Below are 20,655 nucleotides of genomic sequence, written 5' to 3' on the forward strand. Positions count from 1 at the left end.
CTGCCAAGGCAGCAAGGCATCGCTTTGGAACACCACGCCGCGTTCGGCGCCGGGACCGGTGATCGGCTGGCCGTCGATGCTGGCGCTGCCAGCAGTCGGCTGCAGGAAGCCGGCGATCAGGTTAAGCAAGGTAGTCTTGCCGCAGCCGGAGGCGCCGATCACCACGGTAAAGCGGCCATCATGCAAATCCAGCGAAAGGTTGCGCAAGACCGGCCGCGCCGCCGACGGATAAGTCACGCTGACTGCCTGCAAACGGATCATGTCGTTTCCTTATTGCGCCGCAGCCTGTTTGGCGAACGCCGGGTTCACATAGGGCTGGTAGTCGGGCAGTACGCGCTCCACCTTTTTCTGTTCTTGCAGGAAGCCGGACGTGGCTGCCAGCGCCTGCACCGTCGGGCCGCTGAGCAACTGCTGCTGTTCGCTCAGGGTCGGAAAGCCGCTGCCGGCCAGCAGTTCGGCGATATCGCTTTGCTTGGCAGCCGTCAGGCGGGCAATTTTCTCGAATTGCGTTGAACCGGCATTCCATTCCGCGCCATGGGCGCGATAGTCGGCGTAAGCCTGGCCGGTAACCTTGACAAAGGCAGTGACGAAATCAGGGTGCTTTTGCGCGAAATCCTTGCGTACGATCCAGGCGTCGAAGGTCGGCGCGCCCCACTTCGCAACTTCGGCCGAATTGGTCAGCACTTTGCCGCTCTCCTTGACCTTGCCGAGCGCCGGATCCCAGACATAGGCGGCATCGATATCACCGCGCTGCCATGCCGCCGTGATTTCCTGCGGCCGCAGATTCAGGATTTGCACCTTGGAGGCAGGAATGCCCCAATGCTTGAGCGCCGCCAGCAGGCTGTAATGGGTGGTCGAGACGAAAGGCACGGCGATTTTCTTGCCGATCAGATCCTGCGCGCTGGCAATGCCGCTGCCGTTGCGCACCACCAGCGCTTCCGCCTGGCCGATCTGCGCCGCGATCAGGATGGTTTCAATCGGCAGTTCACGCGTTGCCGCCGCAGCCAGGGGGCTGCTGCCGACATAGCCGATCTGGATATCGCCGGATGCCACGGCTGTGATCACATCCGCGCCGCTGTCGAATTTTTTCCAGTTGATTTTCCAGCCGCTGGCTTTTTCATAAGCGCCGTCAGCCTGAGCGATTTTGGCGGGTTCAACCACCGTCTGATAGGCTATATTGACTTCCTGGCCGGCGCCCCACGCCGCGCCGGCAGAAGCGGCGATAGCGGCAGCGGCGGCCAGCAGCGGCAGGCGTTTCAGAATATTGTTAAGCATGTTTTCCCTCGGTGATTGAATGATCAGGCGTTTGCGAACTGTTACCGCTCTAATGGCCACGGTAATCGATTCAAGCGATTTGCAAAACGAAGGTTTTCGGAGATGCTTAGTTGGTTTTCGCCAGCCGGCAGCATGTCGGCCGGCTGCGATGCAGTGCATGAATGGTGGTTTTTTTGCTCAGGCCAGAAATCTTTAAAAGATATTAAACTATCTTTTAAATTAAAAAAGATATTATTCTATCTTTTCATTGAAAAGATACTATACTATCCATAATCAAATAAACGATAGTTTATCGATCATCATGAAAACCCTCGGCGAACTTTCCTCCGTGCTCCGGCAAGCGAAACAACGGCTGGCGCTATCCGTCATTGCCATGACCCGGGACAGCGGACTGACTGCGGTCACCATCCGCGGCGTCCTTTCCGGCAAAAGCGATCCCCGCCTCAGCACCTTGATGACCATAGCCGACCAGCTAGGGCTGGAAGTAGCGCTGCTGCCGAAAGCCATGGCCTCGTCGATTGCGGCGCAAGCGCCTGCCGAAGACGAAATCCAGAGCCTGGTCGCTGCCGCGCTGGCAAGGCAAGGGAAGCAGAAATGAACCTGAGCGCGCTGGATATTTTCATTGGCGAACGCCAGGCCGGCGTCCTGTTCCAGTATGGCGACATGGTGCGCTTCCAGGTCGATCCCGCCTATGCGCAAGACCCGCAACGCCCGACGCTGTCGCTTTCGATGCGCGCCGCCACGCCGCAACAGGACATGGCGCTGCTGCTCAATCCGCTGGCGGCAATCTTCAATTCCCCAGGCAAGATGCGCCTCCCGGCATTCTTCCAGAACCTGTTGCCTGAAGGCGTGCTGCGCAAGCAGATCGCGCTGGAAAGACTATGCGCCGAAGACGATCACTTCGAGCTGCTGGCCGCCTGCGGCCGTGATCTGCCGGGCGCGGTGCGCGCCATCCCGACCAAGCTGACGCGCGCCATGATGACGCGCCTGGTCACCCAGGACCAGGAAGCGATTGAAGAAAGCGTGATCGCCGCGCCGCTGGTCGACGGCGTCTCGATTTCCGGCATGCAGCCGAAGCTGGCCCTGATCCTGCAAGGCGGCCGTTATGTCAGCCGCACCCGCCACAAGGATGCCCACATCATCGGCAAGCTGCCGACCGCCCAGTACGATCGCCTGCCGGAAGTCGAACACCTGTCGCTGCAACTGGCGCGCGCCGCAGGCGTGACGGCATGCGAGGCCACCTTGCAGCCGCTGGCGGCGATCATGGCGGAACACCCCTACGCGGCGGAACCGGGCCAGCAGTTCCTGGCGGTGCAGCGCTTCGACCGCGACCAGCCCGGGCGGCTGCATGTCGAGGATTTTTGCCAGATCCTCGGAGTCGATCCGGACAAGAAATATACCGGCGCCACTTATGCCGACATGGCGCTGGTGATGCAAGCCGTGCCCGAGCTGGGCACCGCAGCCTGTCATGAGCTGCTGCGGCGCATTACCGTCAATGAACTGATCGGCAATTACGACGCCCACCTGAAAAATTTCGGCATCCGCTACCTGGCCGGCGGCGACATCGAATTCTCGCCCGCCTACGACGTGGTGGCATATAGCGTGTACCTGAACGGCAGCGGCCATGCGCTCAAGTTTGCCGAAGGCCAGGCCAAGCGTTCCTTCTTGTCGCCGCAAACCCTGCGCGCTTTCGCCAACCGCAGCGGCATGCTGGAGCCGCCGCTGCGCCAGGTGATTGCCGAGGTCTGCAAGAAAGCCCTGCAAGCCTGGCCCGGCCTGATCGCCGCCAGCCAGCTGCTGCCGCATCAAAAGCAAAGGCTGACCGACTATTTCACGGGGCGCGACATCATTGCAGGCCTGCGCAAGCGGCAAGCCAGGCAGGCGGAAAAAGCACAATAAAGGATAGAATTTTTGCCGCCCTGCCCGGAAATAATTGTCAGAATCCGCTAATATCGTCCCTCTTCACCCTTCCCTCGTTCAAGGAAAAGCAATGCCCGTAACTGCAGATTTCGCCCAACCCGGCATCCTCCAGCCGCTTCCGCCACTAGGCCGTTCCCTCACATTCCGCCTGGCCGGCCCCGATCCACGCGCTGCGCTGCTGCGCCTGCGCGACACCTTCGAGGCAGACTGGGGCATCGTCGGACTGGGCTTGCCGCTGATCCAAGCCCTCGACCAGCATGTAGCAGGCTTGCGCGCCTTCCCGGCGCTGGACGGCGTCGGCTGCAGCGCGCCGTCGACCCAACAGGCGCTGTGGATCCTGCTGCGCGGCGACGACCGCAGTACGCTGTTCGAGCGCAGCGCCCAACTGGTCGCGCTGCTGGCCGACGCTTTGGTGCTGGACAACAGCCAGGACACTTTCCGCTATCGCGACAACCGCGACCTCACCGGCTATGAAGACGGCACCGAAAATCCCCATGACGACGCTGCGGTAGAAGCGGCGCTGGTGGCGCAAGGCGCCGGCCGCCAAGGCGCCAGTTTTGTCGCGGTCCAGCGCTGGATCCACGATCTGACGCGTTTCCGCGGCTTTCCGGCGGCGCAGCGCGACGCCACCATCGGCCGCCGCATTGAAGACAATGAAGAAATCGACGATGCGCCGGAATCGGCCCACGTCAAGCGCAGCGCGCAGGAGAGCTTTACCCCGGAGGCCTATATGGTGCGCCACTCCATGCCCTGGGATAACGGCCTGCAGCAAGGCACGGAATTCATCGCCTTCGGCGAATCCAGCGACCGCTTTGAGAACGTGCTGCGCCGCATGCTCGGCCATGAAGACGATATCGTCGATGCCTTGTTCAGCTTTTCGCAGCCGGTCACCGGCGGCTACTATTGGTGCCCGCCACGCCTGGGTCAGCGCCTCGACCTGCAGGCGCTGGCGCTCTAAGACGGCGCCGGCATGGACACCATCCAGCTCTCGCTGCCGGCGGCGCGCGCCCTGCAGCTGGCGGCGCAGGGCTTGCTCAATCCGCCGCGCCGGAAAGCCGTCAAGCAAGACGTACTGACCGCCATCCGCCAGATGGGCGTACTGCAGATCGACACCATCCATGTGGTAGCGCGCAGCCCCTACCTGGTGCTGTGGAGCCGGCTCGGCAGCTATCCGCAGTGCTGGCTGGAGGAATTGCTGGAAGAACGCCAGCTGTTCGAATATTGGGCCCACGAGGCTTGCTTTTTACCGATCGAGGATTACGGCCTGTTCCGCCATCGCATGATAGATCCCGGCTCGATGGGCTGGAAATATTCGGCCAAATGGATGGAAGAACATCGCGCCACCATAGAAAAACTGCTGCTGCATATCCGCGAAAACGGCCCGGTGCGTTCCGCCGACTTCAAACGCACCGACGGCAAAGGCGGCGGCTGGTGGGAATGGAAGCCGGAGAAACGCTCGCTTGAGGTGCTGTTTACCGCCGGCCGCCTGATGATCGCCAAGCGCCATAATTTCCACCGCATCTACGATCTCGCCGAGCGTATCCTGCCGGACTGGGACGATGCCCGCATGCCATCCAGCGCCGACACCCAGCGCACCTTGCTGCTGAACGCCGTGCGCGCGCTAGGCGTGGCCAAAGCTGGCTGGATAGGCGATTACTTCCGTACCGCCAAGAGCCGCCCCGATCCCGATCCGGAAACCCTGGTGGCCGACGGCAGCCTGCTGAAAGCCGGCATCGAAGGCTGGCAGCAGCCGGTTTACATCCATCCGGCGCACCGCCAGCTAGCGCTGGACGCCGCTGCAGGCAAGCTGAAACCAACCGTCACCAGCCTGCTCTCACCCTTCGATCCGCTGGTGTGGGACCGCAAACGGGCGCTAGAACTGTTCGATTTCGATTACCGGCTGGAGTGCTATACGCCCGAGGCCAAACGCAGCTACGGTTATTTCACCCTGCCGATCCTGCACCGTGGCGCGCTGGTGGGCCGGCTCGATGCCAAAGCCCACCGCAGCCAGGGCATATTTGAAGTCAAGGCGCTGTACCTGGAAAACGGCGCCCGCCAAACCCAGCGGCTGGCCACCGAACTGGCGGCAGCCTTGCAACGTTTCGCCGCCTGGCATGGCACGCCGCAGGTCAACATAGACAAATGCAGTCCACGCACGTTCCGCAGCATGCTGAAAGCGGCGCTGACCTGAGCGTTCACTCCCTAACTGGCTTTTAGCAGATTCCTGTCGGTGCCGATGCCGAAGGCCTGCGGCCGGCCGATGCCATAGCCCTGCGCAAAATCGACGCCGATTTCAGTCAGCGTGGCGATGATCCGCTCATTGACGGCGAATTCCGCAATCGTCTGCTTGCCCATCAGATGGCCGATCTTGTTGATCGCCTCGACCATGGCATAGTCGGTCGGACTGTTCAGCATGTCTTTGACAAAGCCGCCGTCGATCTTGATGAAATCCACCGGCAGGTTTTTCAGGTAGGCGAACGACGACATGCCGGCGCCGAAGTCATCCAGCGCGAAGCGATAGCCGACGCTTCTCAATTCCTGGATAAAGTGGGCGGCCTTGGCAAAATTGGCGATGGCGCTGGTCTCGGTAATTTCAAAGCAGATTATTTCCGGCGGAATGCCGAATTTCACGTGCTGCTCCTGCACGAAATGCAGGAAATTGCTGTCGCCTATGCTGGTGCCGGACAGGTTGATGGCGCAAGTCTGTATATCCAGGCCCTGTCCTTGTTTGCGCATTTTCGCCAGAGTCGCGTAGACGGTGGCGACCACCCAGCGGTCAATGGCCGGCATCAGGTTGTAGCGCTCGGCGGCAGGAATGAAGACCATCGGCAGCACCAGGTTGTCGTCCTTGTCCAGCATCCGCAGCAGGATCTCGAAATGCACGCCGTCGCTGGGTTTCTGGCCCAGGGCCACGATTTCTTGCGAGAACAGGCAAAATCTCTCGTGCGTGAGGGCTTCGTTGATGCGGGTGATCCATTCCATCTCGCCATGCCGTATCGACAGCTCGCTGTCATCCAGGCGGTACTCGTGCACCCGGTTGCGGCCCTTTTCCTTGGCCAGGTAGCAGGCGGCGTCAACAGCGCTCATGATCTGCCCCAGCGTATGCATTTCGCCGGCCAGGTTGATCAGGCCGATGCTGACGCCGATGCTGAACGGCTTGTTGGACCAGACAAACTGGAAATCGGCGACGGTTTGCCGCAAGCCCTCGGCGATCCGCAGCGAATGCTCTACCGGGCAGTTCTCCAGCAAGACGCCGAACTCGTCGCCGCCCAGGCGGGCGATGGTATCGGTGTCGCGCAGGCGCTGCTTCAGCAAGACGCTGATTTGCCGGATCAGCTCGTCGCCGGCGGCATGGCCGCAGGTGTCGTTGACCACCTTGAACTGGTCCAGATCGAGGTACAGCACGGCATGCTGGCGCTGCTGGTCGCGCGAGGTGATCATCGCCACGGTCAGGCGCCGTTCGAACTCGCGGCGATTGATGAGGCCGGTCAGTTCGTCATGGCTGGCCTGGTAGGACAACTGCGCTGCGTATTCCCGGTCTTTGCTGACGTCATGCAGCACCAGCACGGTGCCGATAGTCTCGCCGCTCAGGTTGCGGATCGGCTCGGCCGACAGGTTGACCGCGACTTCGCTGCCGTCGTCGCACACCAGCAGCAGGTTGGAGGCGTTTTCGACCGGCATGCTGTTGTCGAGGATCTGGTGGATCAGGTCCGGCACCCGGTTGCCGGAAGCTTCGCCCACCACATTCAGGATTTTTTCCAGCGGCAGGCCGCGTGCCGACGCCAGGGTCCACCTGGTGAGTATTTCAGCGGTCGGGTTCAGGTATTCGACCAGGCCGTCGGTACTGAGCGTGATCACGGCCTCGCCTATCGATTCCAGCGTGACCTGCGCCCTTTCCTTGGCCGCATACAACTGTTCTTCGGCACGCTTGCGGGCGGTAATGTCGGTAAACGAACCGGCCATGCGTACCGGCTTGCCGGCCGAATTGCTGGTCGACTGCGCGCAGGAACGCACCCAGCGCAGTTCACCGGCCTTGGTCACCACGCGGAATTCGATGTCGCACGGCGAATTGTCATGCAGATGCGCAGTCAGCTTGGCGCGCACCGCATCCAGGTCGGATGGGTAAATGCAGTTCAGGAATTGCAGCGGGGTCGGCTCGTCGTCTTCCAGGGTATAGCCCAGCAGTTCCTTCAGGCGCGGCGAATAGTAGATGTTGTCGGCCTGGATGTCCCAGTCCCACAGGCCATCGTTACTGCCCAGCATGGCCAGCTGCAGCCGTTCCTCGCTGATCTTCAGCGCTTCCTTGAACTGGTCGCTCTTGATCAGGATGAAGCGTGAAATCCAGCTGCCGAAAATCATCAGTCCGATGGCGATCGCCAGCGTCGCAAACAGCAGCAGGCGCTGCACCCGGCGCGAGGATTCGCCCAGGCTGGCGGAAAAGCGCAGTTCCAGCGGCGTCAGGCGGGCATCGATCTCGCGGATGCGGGCGATGCTGGCGATCATCGCCGTCGGGTCCGGATCGCCGGCGTTGATCGCCTGGTGCAGGCGCTGGGCCTCTTGGTTGAGCTGCTGGATCAGATCGTTGCCGATCTTCCAGTTCGCCAGCGGTTCGCTCAGCAGGCTGAAATTCTTGAAGTTGCGGTACAGGCTGACAATGCCATCGATATCATCGGGATGATTGCCGCCGTCGAGAAAGCCTTGGCGCACCACTTGCATATCCGGATTGGGCTTATCCAGCTCATCGCGCGCACGCTGGTCGCCCATCGGCACCGCCAGCGCTTTCAAGACTTTCTGATAATCGGCGTCAGCTTGCGTGACGGCGTACTGATTCAGATGGAATACCGCCTCCTTCTGCGCTTTCGACCACAGGCTCTCGCCGCCGACGAATGCCCGTACCGAGGACAGGATATTCATGCTGAACGCCAGCAGTCCCACCATCAAGGCGACAATCGCCAAAAACGGCAGGATCACCTTGATCCAGCGCAGGCCGCCATCCAACGTCAAAAATTTCTTCAATCGCTGCATCACAAAACCTCGCTGTAACAGTTGAACCGTTAGAAAACTTTAGCGGAATGAGGGATCATGCAAAAAAAGAAACTACTTGCTTACCTAGCTGCGAATACCCCATCATACGACCAATAGTTTCTTGTTAGCAAGTTGATCGTAAGGAACCATGACATGCCTTGGAAACAGTATGTAACAGCGGCAAAACGGGGCTACAAATGTCAACTGGAAAAAACCCTTCCGCTGACGCAAAATTGTCTGAACGTTACCTATATGCTCCGTGCTAACATCGCCGGTTTGCCATCCCTCACCCAGATTTCTCCATGACCCAGTCTTTGCTCGTCGATAGTATGGCCGCCAGCGGTGCTTCTACTCACCCGGACATCCTGCACGGGGCCGCCCGGGCCGAATTGATACGCGATGAAGTCCTGGCCGATCTGCTGGAGGCTACTGCCGCACGCCTGCCGCACCAGGTCGCCCTGATCTTCGGCGAGCGCCGGCTGACCTATCAAGAGCTCGACCAGCGCGCCGACCAGGTCGCCGCCGGGCTGATTGGCGCCGGAGTGGTCCCCGGTCAGATCGTCGGACTCTGGCTGCCGCGCGGCATCGACCTGCTCATCATGCAGGCCGGCATCGCCAAGGCTGGCGCTGCCTGGCTGCCGCTGGATGCCGATACGCCGGTCGAGCGCATTGCCGTTTGCCTGGAAGACGCCAATGCGCCCGGCATCGTCAGTTGTGCGCAGTTCGCGCCGCGCCTGGCCAATCTGCCCTGCAAGGTATGGACTGCGGAGCAGTTGCTGGCGCCATCCGCCGCCCCCCTGTTGCGCCGCCAAGGCGTGCAACGCAGCGATCCGGCCTATGTGATCTACACTTCCGGCTCGACCGGCAAGCCGAAAGGCATCGCCATCACCCAGGGCGCCATCTGCCATTTCTTGCGCAGCGAAAATTCGGTGCTGGGCGTGAACGAGCGCGATCGTGTCTATCAAGGGTTTTCAGTCGCCTTCGACATGTCGTTTGAAGAAATCTGGATCAGCTACCTGGTCGGTGCGACGCTGTGGATCGCCCCCAAGGAAATCGCCTCGGATCCGGAAGCCCTGCCGCTGGCGCTGGCCGCCAACGGCGTCACCGTGCTGCACGCGGTGCCGACGCTGCTGGCCTTGTTCAACCAGGATGTACCGAGCTTGCGCATCATCAACCTGGGCGGCGAAATGTGCCCGGAATCGCTGGTCGGCCGCTGGGCCAAACCGGAAGCCGGACGCCATATCTTCAACACCTACGGCCCGACCGAAGCGACGGTGTCGGCCAGCCTGGCCGAGCTGCGCGCCAATGAAGCAGTCACCATCGGCCGCCCATTGCCCAACTACGGCCTGCTGGTGATCAATCCGGCTGTCGAACACGGCCTGATCCTGCTGCCGCGCGGCGAAGTCGGCGAGCTGTGCATTACCGGCCCCGGCGTCGCCGAAGGCTATCTCGGCCGCCCGGAACTGACAGCCGAAAAATTCCTGGCCAATCCCTGGTCAGTCAATGAACATGACCGCCGCCTGTACCGCACCGGCGACCTGGCGCGCATCGAAGCCGACGGCCGGGTCCAGTGCCTGGGGCGGACCGACGACCAGGTCAAGATCCGCGGCTTCCGCGTCGAACTGGGCGAGATCGAAGAAGTATTGGCGCGCCAGCCGGGCGTCGGCACCGTCGCGGTGGTGCTGCGCCAGGAAGACGGCATCGACCAGTTGATCGCTTTCATCGTGCCGGAAAGCGGCGCGGACGTCGCTCCTGGCGCCCTGCGCGCGGCGCTCGGCGAGCGCCTGCCGCCGTACATGGTGCCGGGTTTCTTCGAGGCGATGACGGAAATGCCGCGCCTGACCTCCGGCAAGATCGACCGCAAGGCCCTCAAGGCCAGGCCGCTGGCTGCCCCGATGGCTGCCGACGGCGCTGCCGACACCCCCGAAACGGCGGCCGAAGTAGCCCTGTTCGCGGCATTGAACAAGCTGTTCCCAGGCCAGCCTATCCTGCGCAGCGCCGATTTTTTCAACGATCTTGGCGGCCACTCGCTGTTCGCAGCCAAACTCGCCTCCGCCCTGCGCGCCGATCCAGCCTTCGCCCATGTGACGGTGCGCGACATCTACATGAACCGTACCATCGGCCGTATTGCCCAGGTGCTGGCGGAGCCGCCGCTGGCCGGCATCGGCGTCGATACCAGCTGGAGCGCGCCGTCCGATTTCAAGCGCTGGCTGTGCGGCGCGGCGCAAGCCGCTGCCGTGCCCTGGCTGGTGGCGATGCGCATGATGCAATGGCTGGCGCCGTTCTTTACCTACCACTTCTTCACCGGCGATCCCGGCGACTCGATCGCGCGCGCAATCGCCGTATCGGTGCTGGTGTTCTTGCTGGCGACCCTGTTCGAATTCGGCGTCGCCATCGCCGCCAAATGGCTGATCGCCGGCCGCCTGAAGCCCGGCCGCTATCCGCTCTGGGGCGTGACCTACTATCGCTGGTGGCTGACCGACCGCCTGATCGAGGCCGCGCCAGCCTATCTGCTGAGCGGTTCGACCTTGTACAGCTGGTGGCTGCGCGCGCTGGGCGCAAAGATCGGCTCGGAAGTCATCATCGGCTCGATGACCTTGCGTGCCCATGACTTGCTGGTGATCGAGGATGGCGTAAGCGTCGGCAATGCCGTCAACTTTGAAAATGCCCGGGTCGAACATGGCGAGCTGTTGCTCGGCAATATCACGCTGGAACGGGAAAGCTGCATCGGCTCCTATGTGGTGCTGGAAGGCGATACCCGGGTCGGCGCCTATGGCCACCTGGAGGGCCAGACCGCCCTCAGCGAAGGCCAGTCGGTTCCCGCCAAGCGTATCTGGACCGGCTCGCCGGCGCGCGACGTCGGCGCTTTCGATCCGGACAGCAAGCAGCCACGGCCGCCGGTCACACGCCTGCGCCAGATGGGGGAATCGGTATTCTTCCTGTTCGGCGCCCTGCTGATCACTACCCTGTTCTTCATGCCGGTATTCCCCAGCTTCATCCTGATCGACTGGCTGGACGATACCGACATGTTTCCCTGGATGCAAAGCAACAATGTGGCCTTCCAGCTGGCCAAGTACTTTGTGCTGGCTTTCCCGGCGACCGCTGTCCTGATCGTCTGCACCGCCCTGCTCTCGGCCGGCATCCGCTGGAGCCTGCTGCCGCGCATGCGGGCCGGCAGCTGGCCGGTGCGCAGCAATGTGTATTGCAGCAAATGGCTGGTCAACCAGATCCAGGAATCCAGCCTGAGCGTCCTGCATGGCGTATATGCCACGGTATATGCGCCGCTCTGGTATCGCCTGCTGGGCGCAAAAATCGGGCGCCATGCCGAAATCTCGACCGCGCTCGGCGTGGTGCCGGACATGCTGACGCTGGGCGACGACACCTTCATCGCCGATGCCGTCTTGCTGGGCGACGAACAGATCGATGGCGGCTGGATCACCATGAAACCCACCGTGATCTCGCGCCGCAGCTTCGTCGGCAACGGCGCTTATGTGCCGGATGGCACCATCTTGCCGGAAAACGTCCTGATCGGCGTCCATTCGCGGGTGCCGGACAACAACCGGATGCAGCCGGGCGACACCTGGCTCGGTTCGCCGCCGATCAACCTGCCGGCGCGCGAGGAAACCAGCGGCTTCCCGGAACACCTGACATTCCGGCCGTCGCGCCGGCGCCGCCTGGGACGTGCGCTGGTAGAAGGTTTCCGCATCGTCTCGCCGCATGCGATCGTGATCGCGGTCGGCTATACCGTGGTGCTGAACCTGATGCCGCTGGCCGGCGCCGGCCAGTGGGGCGAAGTGATTTCATTGCTGACCAGCGCCGGTCTGCTGTACGGCATCGGTACTTTTGTCTTTATCGCCGCCCTCAAATGGCTGTTGCTGGGACGTTACCAGAAACGCAGCGTGCCGATGTGGACGCCGTTCGTCTGGCTCTCGGAAGGCGTGACCAATCTGTATGAAGGGATTGCGATACCCAATTTCATGAGCTATCTGCGCGGTACGCCGTGGCTGCCGCTGGCGTTCAACCTGCTGGGTTGCCGCATCGGCCGCGGCGTCTATATGAACACCACCGACATCACCGAGTTCGATTGCGTCAGCATCGGCGACTACAGCGAACTGAATGCACAGGCTTGTCCGCAGACGCATCTGTTTGAAGACCGGGTCATGAAGGTCGACCACGTCACCATCGGCAGCCGCGTCTACATGGGGCCGCGCAGCTTCGTGCTGTACGGCGCCACCGTAGGCGACAATGCCAAACTGGGCGCGCTGACGCTGGTCATGAAAGGTGAATCGATTCCCCCTGCCTCCAACTGGCGCGGCTGCCCGGCAGCGCCGGCCAGAATCTGAAACAGCTGGAGAGAAGTTGAGACGAGGATAGCCATGATAGAAATACGCCTGGCGCGCAGCGAAGATTACTCGAAGATAGTCCGGCTGCAGCTGCAAAACACGCCGGACCAGCTCAGCGCAGACGAGAAAAAACAGGGCTTCGTGGTCTCCAGCATGAATGAGCAGCAACTGGCCGCCATCAACCAGGCGCTCGGCATTGTGGTAGCGCTGGATGGCGAACAGCTGGCGGGTTTCGTCTGCATGGTGCCGAGCGAAACCCAGCCGCGCCATCCGGTGGTGGAAGCCATGCTCGCCAGCTTCGGCCGGCAGCAGTTTGAAGGCCGGCCCTTGCAGCAGTTGCGGGTGTTTGTGTACGGCCCGGTGTGCATCGGCAGGCAGTGGCGCGGCCAGGGCATCTTGCAAAAACTGTTTGCCGCCGTGAAAGCCAACGCCCGCGCCAGCTACGATCTTGGCGCAGCCTTCATCGACGAGCGCAATCCGCATTCGCTGGCGGCGCATATCCAGGGCTTGAAAATGACAGCCCTGGCGCCGTTCAGCTGCCAGCAACAGAATTACCAGCTGGTGGTGTTCTCCACCGCGCCCTGATCTCAGGGCTCAGGACGGCGTTTGCTCACGCTCCCGCAGCAAACGCTCCAGCAGCCGGTCGCGCGCGTGACGCCGGCGCTCCAGCGTATCGGCCTCCTCGCCCAGCGCGCGGAACAGGCTCACGCACATCAGCAGCATGATGATCATGAACGGCAAGGCAATCACGATCGAGGTGGTCTGCAAGCCCTTCAGACCGCCGGCCATCAATAGTACCGCGGCAATCAGGGCGGTCAGCACGCCCCAGGTCAGCTTGATGCGGGCCGACGGCGCCGGACTGCCCTTGCTGCTCATCATGCCCAGCACAAAGGTGGCCGAATCGGCGGAGGTGATGAAAAACACCGATACCAGCACGATTGCGATCAGCGACGTCAGGGTGGTCCACGGCAGGCTATCGAGCAAGGCAAACAAGGCCAGCGAACTGTCTTGCTTGACGATATCCACCAGCGGCAAATGCTCGAACATGATGCCGTGCAGCGCGGCGCCACCAAAGGTAGCGAACCAGAGGAAACTGATCAGCGAAGGCACCAGCAGCACGCCGGTGACGAATTCGCGAATGGTGCGGCCGCGCGAAATGCGTGCAATGAAAGTGCCGACAAACGGCGCCCAGGTCACCCACCAGGCCCAGTAGAACAGGGTCCAGTCGGCGATCCAGGTGCCTTTGGAAAACGGCGTCATGCGCATGCTCATGCTGATCAGGTTATCCAGGTAGTCGCCCAGCGTGGTGGTCAGAGAGTCCATGATGAACAGGGTCGGCCCCAGCGCCAGCACAAACAGCATCAGCAGCAGGGCCAGCACCATGTTGAGGTTGCTGAGGATCTTGACGCCGCGGTCGAGGCCGCTGAGCGACGAGGCCAGGTAGAGCACCGCGGCCACCGCAATCACCGACAGCTGCAAGCTGAGGCCGTTGTCCACGCCAAACACCTTGTGCAGGCCGCTGCTGATCTGCAGGGTGCCGAAACCGAGCGAGGTGGCGACGCCGATGGCAGTTGCGATGATCGCCAGGATATCGATGGCCTGGCCGAGGGGACCCTGGGCATATTTGCCGATCAGCGGCTCGAAGGTGGTGCTCATCAGCATCGGCCGGTTGCGGTTGAACTGGAAAAACGCCAAGGCCAGCGCCACCACGCAATAGGCTGCCCATGGATGCAAGCCCCAATGGAAAAACGCATAGCGCAAGCCGATGCGGGCCGCTTCGGGGCCGCCGGCGGGACCGCTGGGCGGCGTTGCAAAATGCGAGACCGGCTCCGCCACGCCCCAGAACACCAGCCCGATGCCCATGCCGGCAGCAAACAGCATGGCAAACCAGCTATGCCGGCTGAAATCGGGTTCGGCATCCTCGCCGCCGAGACGGATCGCTCCAAAGCGCCCGAACGCCAGGTACAGCGCAAACACCAGGAAGCTGAACATCGAGAGCAGATAGAACCAGCCGAAATTGACGATCGTGCTGCCCAGCGCCGCTTGCATCACAGCGGCCAGACCCAGCGGCGACAGCGCACCCCACAGCACAAACAGAGAAAGCAACGCGAGCGATGCGATAAAAACCATGGGCAACCTCGAGCTTGTTATGGTTTTTACATAATACGGCAAACTACCCCGATGACAAAACCGCAAAGGCCGCCCGGAAAACAAAAAAACCGCATAAACATGACTGTTTATGCGGTTTCTCTACACTTCTCACACCAGTTACCTGGTGCCCACGGAGGGACTCGAACCCCCACACCTTGCGGCACATGGACCTGAACCATGCGCGTCTACCAATTCCGCCACGTGGGCTAAACTGCGAAGCCCCGTAAGACTTGCTGCAATCGCGAAGACAGAATAATAAGGCAACTTAATAGCTTTGGTCAATCGAAGTTTGCAAATTTATTTGACGACGGCAATAAAATAATTAGGGTCGGAGTCAAATTACGCTCCCCCTTCCCGCCCCACACTTCATTTGGACAGCATCCATTCATGCGCCGGATCGTTCTTGAAATGCCATTCGCGCTTGGGACCGGCCATCACGTTCAGATAATAGCTATCGTAGCCGTGCGGCGCCACCACTGGATGATAACCGCGCGGCACCATGACGACATCATGGTTCTCGACCGCCATCGCTTCGTCCAGTGCACGGTCGTCGGTATACACGCGCTGGAAGGCAAAGCCCTGCGGCGGGTTGAGCCGATGATAATAGGTCTCTTCGAGGAAGCTTTCCTGCGGCAGGTTGTCGGTATCGTGCTTGTGCGGCGGATAGCTGGAGGAATGCCCTGCCGGCGTCACCACTTCCACCACCAGCAAATGATCGGCCGCCGCGGTTTGCGGCAGGATATCGCAGACATAGCGGGTATTGCTGCCGCGCCCGCGCACCGAACGTGTCGTCATGGCCGGCTCGATCAGGCGCGCATCCAGGTCGCTGCTTCCCGGTGCGCTGCAGACAGCGATTTCGGCATCCTTGTGGGCAGTGACAGTGACCGCGTGACGGCGCGGCACGTACACCGAATAAGGGGAAACCTGATCAAACACGCTATCGCGCTCGCCGATCTCTTTCCATGCGTGATCACCTGCCTGCACGCTGACGACGCCGCGCAGCACCACGATACAGATCTCGCGCTCAGCGGTGTCAAAACGGATCCGCTCCTCGGCCGCCAGGCGGTAGGCGGCAAAGCCGACGAATTTCCAGTCCGCCGACTGCGGCGTGACGCTGACGATTTCCCGCCCTTGCGGCTGGCCCTTGACTAGCAGTCTCATGCGGCCTCCTGCTGCGCTCCGGCGCCGGCCTCGATCTCACGCACCAGCGTGGCTAGGTGACGATAGCCCATGTCGGCGTACTGATAGCTTGGCGCGACTGCAGGATCCTGCTCCGCCTCCACCACCAGCCAGCCTTGATAGCCATGCTGATGCAGTAGCCGCAACAGCGCGCCGAAATCGATGGCGCCGTCGCCCGGCACCGTGAAGGCGCCGTTGATCACTGCCTGCAAGAAGCTCCAGTTGCCGTTGCGCGCCATCTTCACCACTGCCGGCCGCACGTCCTTGCAATGCACATGCGAGACGCGCTGGATATGTTTTTCCAGGATCGCGAGCGGATCGCCGCCGGCAAACGTGATGTGGCCGCTGTCAAACAGCAAGCCGACTTCAGGGCCGGTCAGCGCCATCAGGCGATCGACATCGGCAGGCGTCTCGACATAGGCGCCCATGTGATGATGGTAGGACAGGCGCACGCCATGCGACAGGGTAAAGCGCGCGAACGCCGTCAACCGCTCGGCATACTGCTGCCACTCCAGGTCGCTGAGGAAGCGCGGACGCTTGTACAACGGCTCCGGCCGTCCCTGGATGGCGTTGGCGACTTCGCCATAGACCATTACCTTGGAACCGTTTTCCGCCAGCAGCCGCAAATGCGGCCCGACCGCTGCGATTTCGTCCTCCACCGTACCGGTCGCCAGGCGGCCGGAATACCAGCCAGATACGCATTCCAGCTTGTAGCTCGCCAGCAGCGCCGCCAGGGCCGCCGGTTCCTTGGGAAACTTGTTGCCCAGCTCGAAGCCGCGATAGCCGATGCGGGCGCCTTCGGACAAGGCCGTTTCCACCGGCGTCTCGCCGCCCAGGGAAGGCAGATCGTCGTTCATCCAGGAAATCGGGTTAATGCCGATTTTTACGTCAAATGGTTTTGTCATCATCTTCTTTCGCTGATTTCTACACTTTTTGCCGCTGCCGGGCCTGCTCGTACTCCGCCCGCGCCGCCTGCACCTGCTGGCGCTGCGACACTTCCGGCACCGCCACTTCCCACCAGCAGCCGCCCTCTTCGGTAGTCCGCGCCGGGTCGGTATCGATGCACACCAGATAGGTCCGATCGGCAGCGCGCGCGCGTTGCATGGCGGCTTCCAGCTGGGCGATGGTCTTGACGTTTTCAGCTTGCGCGCCGAGCGAACGGGCATGTGCGGCAAAATCGATGGCCGGCGCACCAAGCGGCCCCTGCAGGCAATCTTCCAGCATGTTGTTGAACGGCGCCCCGCCGCAGGCTTGCTGCAGGCGGTTGATGCAGCCGTAGCCGCGGTTGTCCAGCACCACGATGATCAGCTTGCGGTCGAGCATGACCGAGGTGGCGATTTCCGAGTTCATCATCAGGTAGCTGCCGTCGCCCACCATCACGATCACATCACGGTCCGGCTGCGCCAGCTTGACGCCGAGGCCGCCGGCGATTTCATAGCCCATGCAGGAATAGCCGTATTCGACGTGATAGCCGCCCGGCGTCGAGGTGCGCCATAGCTTGTGCAGCTCGGCCGGCAAGGTGCCGGCGGCGCACACCACGATGTCGTGCACGGTGGAATCGATGCTGGAACGCTGCACTGCGCCTATCACTTCACCGTCGTACGGCAGCGCCGGTGCGCTGACTTCGCGCTGGCTGGTGATCCAGTCGACCGTGCTGCGCCAGCTGTTGGCCTGTTCCAGCGCCAGCGCATGCCAGGCAGTGCTGGCGCGCCAGTCCTGCAAACCCTGCGACAGGGCCGCCAGGCCCTGGCGCGCATCGGACAGCATCGGCGTGCCCTGCCATTTGGCAGCGTCGACCGCATTGACGTTGATGCTGAGCAGCTTGGCCTGGCCGAACAGCGCATGTGAGCCGGTAGTGAAATCCTGCAGCCGGGTTCCTATCGCGATCACCACATCGGCCTTGGCGGCCAGCAGATTGGCGGCCGGCGAACCGCTCACCCCGAGCGCACCCAGCTGCAAGGGATGACGCCAGGCCAGGGAGCCCTTGCCGGCCTGGGTTTCCGCCACTGGCACCGCGTGCTTTTCGGCAAAGCTGCGCAGCGCTTCGGTCGCCTCGCCGTACAGCACACCGCCGCCGGCAACGATCAGCGGCTGGCGGGCATTCTTCAGCAATGCGAGGGCCGTTTGCAGCTCGTCCGCCGCCGGCCCCTGCGCGCGGAACTTGACGGTTTGCGGGGTAAAGAACTCGACCGGATAATCGTAAGCCATGGTCTGGACGTCCTGCGGCAAGGCCAGCGTCACCGGTCCGCACTGGGCGGCGTCGGTCAATACCTGAATGGCGCGCGGCAAGGCGCTCAGTAGCTGCTCGGGATAGTAGATGCGGTCGAAATAGCGCGACAGCGGCTTGAACGCGTCATTGGCGGAAATGCCGCCATCCTGGAAATTCTCGACCTGCTGCAGCACCGGATCAGGCCGCCGCGAGACAAAGATATCGCCCGGCAGCAGCAGCACCGGCAAGCGGTTCACATGCGCCAGCGCCGCCGCGGTCAGCAGATTGGTGGCGCCCGGTCCGATCGAGCTGGTAACGGCCATCATGCGCCGCCGCATATGCGCCTTGGCGTAGGCAATGGCGGCATGCGCCATGGCTTGCTCGTTATGCGCGCGATAGGTCGGCAATTGCTCCCGATGCTGATACAGGGCCTCGCCCAGCCCGGCCACATTGCCATGGCCGAAAATCGAAAAAACGCCGCCGAACAGAGGGACTTCGCCTTCGGCGGTAGCGACACGCAAGGCAGCCAGGTAACGCACCAGCGCTTGCGCCATGGTCAGGCGGATGGTTTTACCGGAAGTACTCATGCGGCCCGCTCCTGTTCGCTGTTGTTGCTACTATCACTGCGGCTGTCGCGCCAGACCCCGATCAGCTGCTCGAAGGTAGTCCGCACCTGCCGAATCAAGGTGGCGTCGTCAATCTGCCCTTGCAGCCAGAGTTTAGACGGCTCGTGGAAAATCGTCCGGCCGACCATGAAACCGCGGCAGGTTTTGCTATGCCGCGACGCACGGAAACCGGCTGCCAGCTCGTCTACCGGCGCCGCCAGCCCCAGCAAGACCACGCCGCGGCAATATGGATCGCGTTCGGCGATCAGGCGGTCGATCGCACCCCATTGCGCTTCCGACATCGATTCCAGCTTCCACCACTCCGGATAAATCCCCAGGTTATACAAGCGCTTGATGCCGCGCAGCACCGTGTCGTCGGCTTTCGGCAAATCCTTAGGCGGGATAATTTCCAGCAGCAATTCATGGCCGCTGACTTGCACCGCGTTGTATAGGGCGCGGATTTGCGCTTCCTGCTCCAGCCGTTTTTCCACCGCGTCATCCGGATGGAACTGCACCAGGCATTTGGCCACATGCTCCTTGGGCCAGCTCAGCAGATGCGAACCTATCGAACGGCCGTAGTCGAATTCAAGCGGATTGGAAAGCGGCAGCTCAACCGCATGGCCGACCCACCAGCCGCGGCCGCTGGCAGCGTTCAGCGCGGCCTGGCCGTAACGGTCGTCTGACAATATCCCGATCTTCCCCTGCAAACCCAGCGCCTGCTCGGTGTCGGCCACAGCCTGCACCAACAGCTGTTTCAGCTGCGGCAAACGCGCTTCGCTGACACCAGATTCGCGCGCCAGTTCGAAAAACTGGTTGCGGTGATCAAAGGCGAATACATTTACCTCGTCCCAGGCCTTGCGCGGCACGGTGACCCGATGCAGGCGCTGCAGATGCGCATCCTGATCCGGCCGCTGCATGCGCTCGGCGTGTTCCAGGAAATAGGCCAGCTCGACCGGCGTCGGCATGGCCGGCGCACAGGCATGGCGCGACACCACCAGTGCGCCGCAAGCGTTGGCGTAGCGGCAGCAGCTCTCATCATCTTCATTATTCAGCCAGCCTTTCAAAAAGCCGGAAAGGAAAGCGTCGCCGGCGCCCAGCACGTTCAGCACCTCAACCTGCACGCCCTTGTAATTGAATGCCTGGTCCAGCGATGCCGGGATCGCGCCATGGATCACGGCGCAGCCAAGCGGTCCGCGCTTGACCACCAGCGTCGCCTGGCTGACCGCACGCACCGACTGCAGCGAGGCGATGATGTCCTGGCCGCCGCCGGCGATCATGAATTCCTCTTCAGTGCCAACCACCAGGTCGAATTTCGGCAAGATACCTTGCAAATGCGCAGTGACGCCGCCATTCGCGATAAAGCGGGTTTCGCCGTCGCCCTTTTGCGTCAGCCCCCACAGCACCGGGCGGTAGTCGATATCCAGCACGGTACGGACATTGTGGCGGCGGGCGTAATCCAGCGCCAGGCTGGCGCTGCGGTGCACCTGTCCGGTGGAAAAATGGGTGCCGGTAATCAGCAGGGCTTTGCTGGAAGCGATAAACGCCTCGTCGATGTCCTCTTCCGACAGCGCCATGTCGGCGCAGTTGTCGCGATAGAAAATCAAGGGAAAGGTGTCCTTATCCTTCAAGCCCAGCATCACCAGCGCCGTCAGGCGTTCCGGATCGACCGTGACGTGGCTGACGTCGCAGCCTTCTGCCGCCAGCGCCGCCGTCAGGAACTGGCCATTGTGTTCATCGCCGACGCGCGCCAGCATCGCCGATTTCAGTCCCAGCCGGGCGGCGCCGAAAGCGATGTTGGCGGAAGAACCGCCAAGATACTTGGCAAAACTGGTGACATCCGCCAGCGGCGCGCCGATTTGCTGCGCATACAGGTCGACCGCCAGGCGGCCGATGCAAATGACGTCGAGCTTGCGGTCTGCGGCAAATTTATTGTTGGTGGCTTGCATGT

At 62.0% G+C, this 20,655-nt stretch carries 14 protein-coding genes and 1 tRNA gene; 6 read left to right on the forward strand and 9 right to left on the reverse strand.

The window, feature by feature from the left end:
• Both VNZ65_RS20965 and tauA read right to left on the reverse strand, forming a co-directional pair.
• Nucleotides 1–261: ATP-binding cassette domain-containing protein (locus tag VNZ65_RS20965; RefSeq protein WP_325672501.1), on the reverse strand; the 261-nt coding region annotated here is incomplete at its 3' end.
• Nucleotides 262–270: 9 nt separating this feature from the next.
• Nucleotides 271–1,275, reverse strand: coding sequence for a taurine ABC transporter substrate-binding protein (tauA, locus tag VNZ65_RS20970; protein ID WP_325672503.1), 1,005 nt, complete (start codon nucleotides 1,273–1,275; stop codon nucleotides 271–273).
• Nucleotides 1,276–1,576: 301 nt separating this feature from the next.
• Here tauA and VNZ65_RS20975 point away from each other — a divergent pair, with 301 nt between their 5' ends.
• The 4 genes from VNZ65_RS20975 (at nucleotide 1,577) to VNZ65_RS20990 (ending at nucleotide 5,386) form a co-directional block, all read left to right on the forward strand.
• Complete coding sequence (locus tag VNZ65_RS20975; RefSeq protein ID WP_325672505.1) at nucleotides 1,577–1,873, forward strand: helix-turn-helix transcriptional regulator; 297 nt, start codon at nucleotides 1,577–1,579, stop codon at nucleotides 1,871–1,873.
• Nucleotides 1,870–3,174, forward strand: coding sequence for a type II toxin-antitoxin system HipA family toxin (locus VNZ65_RS20980; protein WP_325672507.1), 1,305 nt, complete (start codon nucleotides 1,870–1,872; stop codon nucleotides 3,172–3,174). The genes VNZ65_RS20975 and VNZ65_RS20980 overlap by 4 nt, the downstream gene beginning before the upstream one ends.
• 91 nt (nucleotides 3,175–3,265) lie before the next feature.
• The gene (locus tag VNZ65_RS20985; protein WP_325672509.1) at nucleotides 3,266–4,153 is read left to right on the forward strand and encodes a Dyp-type peroxidase; all 888 of its coding nucleotides are present in this window, start codon (nucleotides 3,266–3,268) and stop codon (nucleotides 4,151–4,153) included.
• A gap of 12 nt (nucleotides 4,154–4,165) precedes the next feature.
• Nucleotides 4,166–5,386, forward strand: a complete 1,221-nt coding sequence (locus VNZ65_RS20990; protein ID WP_325672511.1) for a winged helix-turn-helix domain-containing protein — start codon at nucleotides 4,166–4,168, stop codon at nucleotides 5,384–5,386.
• An 11-nt stretch (nucleotides 5,387–5,397) separates the two neighbouring features.
• On the opposite strand, the gene VNZ65_RS20995 is transcribed toward VNZ65_RS20990, so the two are convergent.
• On the reverse strand, nucleotides 5,398–8,199 hold the full coding sequence (locus VNZ65_RS20995) for an EAL domain-containing protein (protein WP_325672513.1): 2,802 nt from the start codon (nucleotides 8,197–8,199) through the stop codon (nucleotides 5,398–5,400).
• A 323-nt stretch (nucleotides 8,200–8,522) separates the two neighbouring features.
• Between VNZ65_RS20995 and VNZ65_RS21000 the strand changes: the two genes are divergently transcribed.
• Both VNZ65_RS21000 and VNZ65_RS21005 read left to right on the forward strand, forming a co-directional pair.
• Nucleotides 8,523–12,563 (forward strand): Pls/PosA family non-ribosomal peptide synthetase, encoded by a 4,041-nt coding sequence (locus VNZ65_RS21000; RefSeq protein ID WP_325672515.1) that lies wholly within the window; start codon nucleotides 8,523–8,525, stop codon nucleotides 12,561–12,563.
• 33 nt (nucleotides 12,564–12,596) lie between these two features.
• The gene (locus tag VNZ65_RS21005; RefSeq protein WP_325672517.1) at nucleotides 12,597–13,148 is read left to right on the forward strand and encodes a GNAT family N-acetyltransferase; all 552 of its coding nucleotides are present in this window, start codon (nucleotides 12,597–12,599) and stop codon (nucleotides 13,146–13,148) included.
• A gap of 9 nt (nucleotides 13,149–13,157) precedes the next feature.
• Here the strand turns inward: VNZ65_RS21005 and VNZ65_RS21010 are convergent, their stop codons facing one another.
• The 6 genes from VNZ65_RS21010 to VNZ65_RS21035 all read right to left on the reverse strand — a co-directional run bounded on the left by VNZ65_RS21010 (nucleotide 13,158) and on the right by VNZ65_RS21035 (nucleotide 20,653).
• Complete coding sequence (locus tag VNZ65_RS21010; protein ID WP_325672519.1) at nucleotides 13,158–14,693, reverse strand: glycine betaine uptake BCCT transporter; 1,536 nt, start codon at nucleotides 14,691–14,693, stop codon at nucleotides 13,158–13,160.
• Between the two features lie 143 nt (nucleotides 14,694–14,836).
• Nucleotides 14,837–14,921, reverse strand: a tRNA-Leu gene (locus tag VNZ65_RS21015).
• A 159-nt stretch (nucleotides 14,922–15,080) separates the two neighbouring features.
• On the reverse strand, nucleotides 15,081–15,875 hold the full coding sequence (gene iolB / locus VNZ65_RS21020) for a 5-deoxy-glucuronate isomerase (protein WP_325672521.1): 795 nt from the start codon (nucleotides 15,873–15,875) through the stop codon (nucleotides 15,081–15,083).
• The gene (iolE, locus tag VNZ65_RS21025) at nucleotides 15,872–16,798 is read right to left on the reverse strand and encodes a myo-inosose-2 dehydratase (RefSeq protein ID WP_325672550.1); all 927 of its coding nucleotides are present in this window, start codon (nucleotides 16,796–16,798) and stop codon (nucleotides 15,872–15,874) included. The genes iolB and iolE overlap by 4 nt, the downstream gene beginning before the upstream one ends.
• 19 nt (nucleotides 16,799–16,817) lie before the next feature.
• The gene (gene iolD / locus VNZ65_RS21030) at nucleotides 16,818–18,689 is read right to left on the reverse strand and encodes a 3D-(3,5/4)-trihydroxycyclohexane-1,2-dione acylhydrolase (decyclizing) (RefSeq protein WP_325672523.1); all 1,872 of its coding nucleotides are present in this window, start codon (nucleotides 18,687–18,689) and stop codon (nucleotides 16,818–16,820) included.
• On the reverse strand, nucleotides 18,686–20,653 hold the full coding sequence (locus VNZ65_RS21035) for a bifunctional 5-dehydro-2-deoxygluconokinase/5-dehydro-2-deoxyphosphogluconate aldolase (RefSeq protein WP_325672524.1): 1,968 nt from the start codon (nucleotides 20,651–20,653) through the stop codon (nucleotides 18,686–18,688). Before VNZ65_RS21035 ends, iolD begins: the two co-directional genes overlap by 4 nt.
• Nucleotides 20,654–20,655 lie beyond the last annotated feature (2 nt).

The organism is Collimonas sp., assembly GCF_035566555.1.
Classification (GTDB): Bacteria; Pseudomonadota; Gammaproteobacteria; order Burkholderiales; family Burkholderiaceae_D; genus Collimonas.

Excerpts from the sequence above, each read along its gene's own strand:
- tauA (WP_325672503.1), bottom strand. The coding sequence starts at position 1,275 with ATGCTTAACAATATTCTGAAACGCCTGCCGCTGCTGGCCGCCGCTGCC.
- VNZ65_RS20975 (WP_325672505.1), top strand. The coding sequence starts at position 1,577 with ATGAAAACCCTCGGCGAACTTTCCTCCGTGCTCCGGCAAGCGAAACAA.
- VNZ65_RS20980 (WP_325672507.1), top strand. The coding sequence starts at position 1,870 with ATGAACCTGAGCGCGCTGGATATTTTCATTGGCGAACGCCAGGCCGGC.
- VNZ65_RS20985 (WP_325672509.1), top strand. The coding sequence starts at position 3,266 with ATGCCCGTAACTGCAGATTTCGCCCAACCCGGCATCCTCCAGCCGCTT.
- VNZ65_RS20990 (WP_325672511.1), top strand. The coding sequence starts at position 4,166 with ATGGACACCATCCAGCTCTCGCTGCCGGCGGCGCGCGCCCTGCAGCTG.
- VNZ65_RS21000 (WP_325672515.1), top strand. The coding sequence starts at position 8,523 with ATGACCCAGTCTTTGCTCGTCGATAGTATGGCCGCCAGCGGTGCTTCT.
- VNZ65_RS21005 (WP_325672517.1), top strand. The coding sequence starts at position 12,597 with ATGATAGAAATACGCCTGGCGCGCAGCGAAGATTACTCGAAGATAGTC.
- VNZ65_RS21010 (WP_325672519.1), bottom strand. The coding sequence starts at position 14,693 with ATGGTTTTTATCGCATCGCTCGCGTTGCTTTCTCTGTTTGTGCTGTGG.
- iolB (WP_325672521.1), bottom strand. The coding sequence starts at position 15,875 with ATGAGACTGCTAGTCAAGGGCCAGCCGCAAGGGCGGGAAATCGTCAGC.
- iolE (WP_325672550.1), bottom strand. The coding sequence starts at position 16,798 with ATGACAAAACCATTTGACGTAAAAATCGGCATTAACCCGATTTCCTGG.
- iolD (WP_325672523.1), bottom strand. The coding sequence starts at position 18,689 with ATGAGTACTTCCGGTAAAACCATCCGCCTGACCATGGCGCAAGCGCTG.
- VNZ65_RS21035 (WP_325672524.1), bottom strand. The coding sequence starts at position 20,653 with ATGCAAGCCACCAACAATAAATTTGCCGCAGACCGCAAGCTCGACGTC.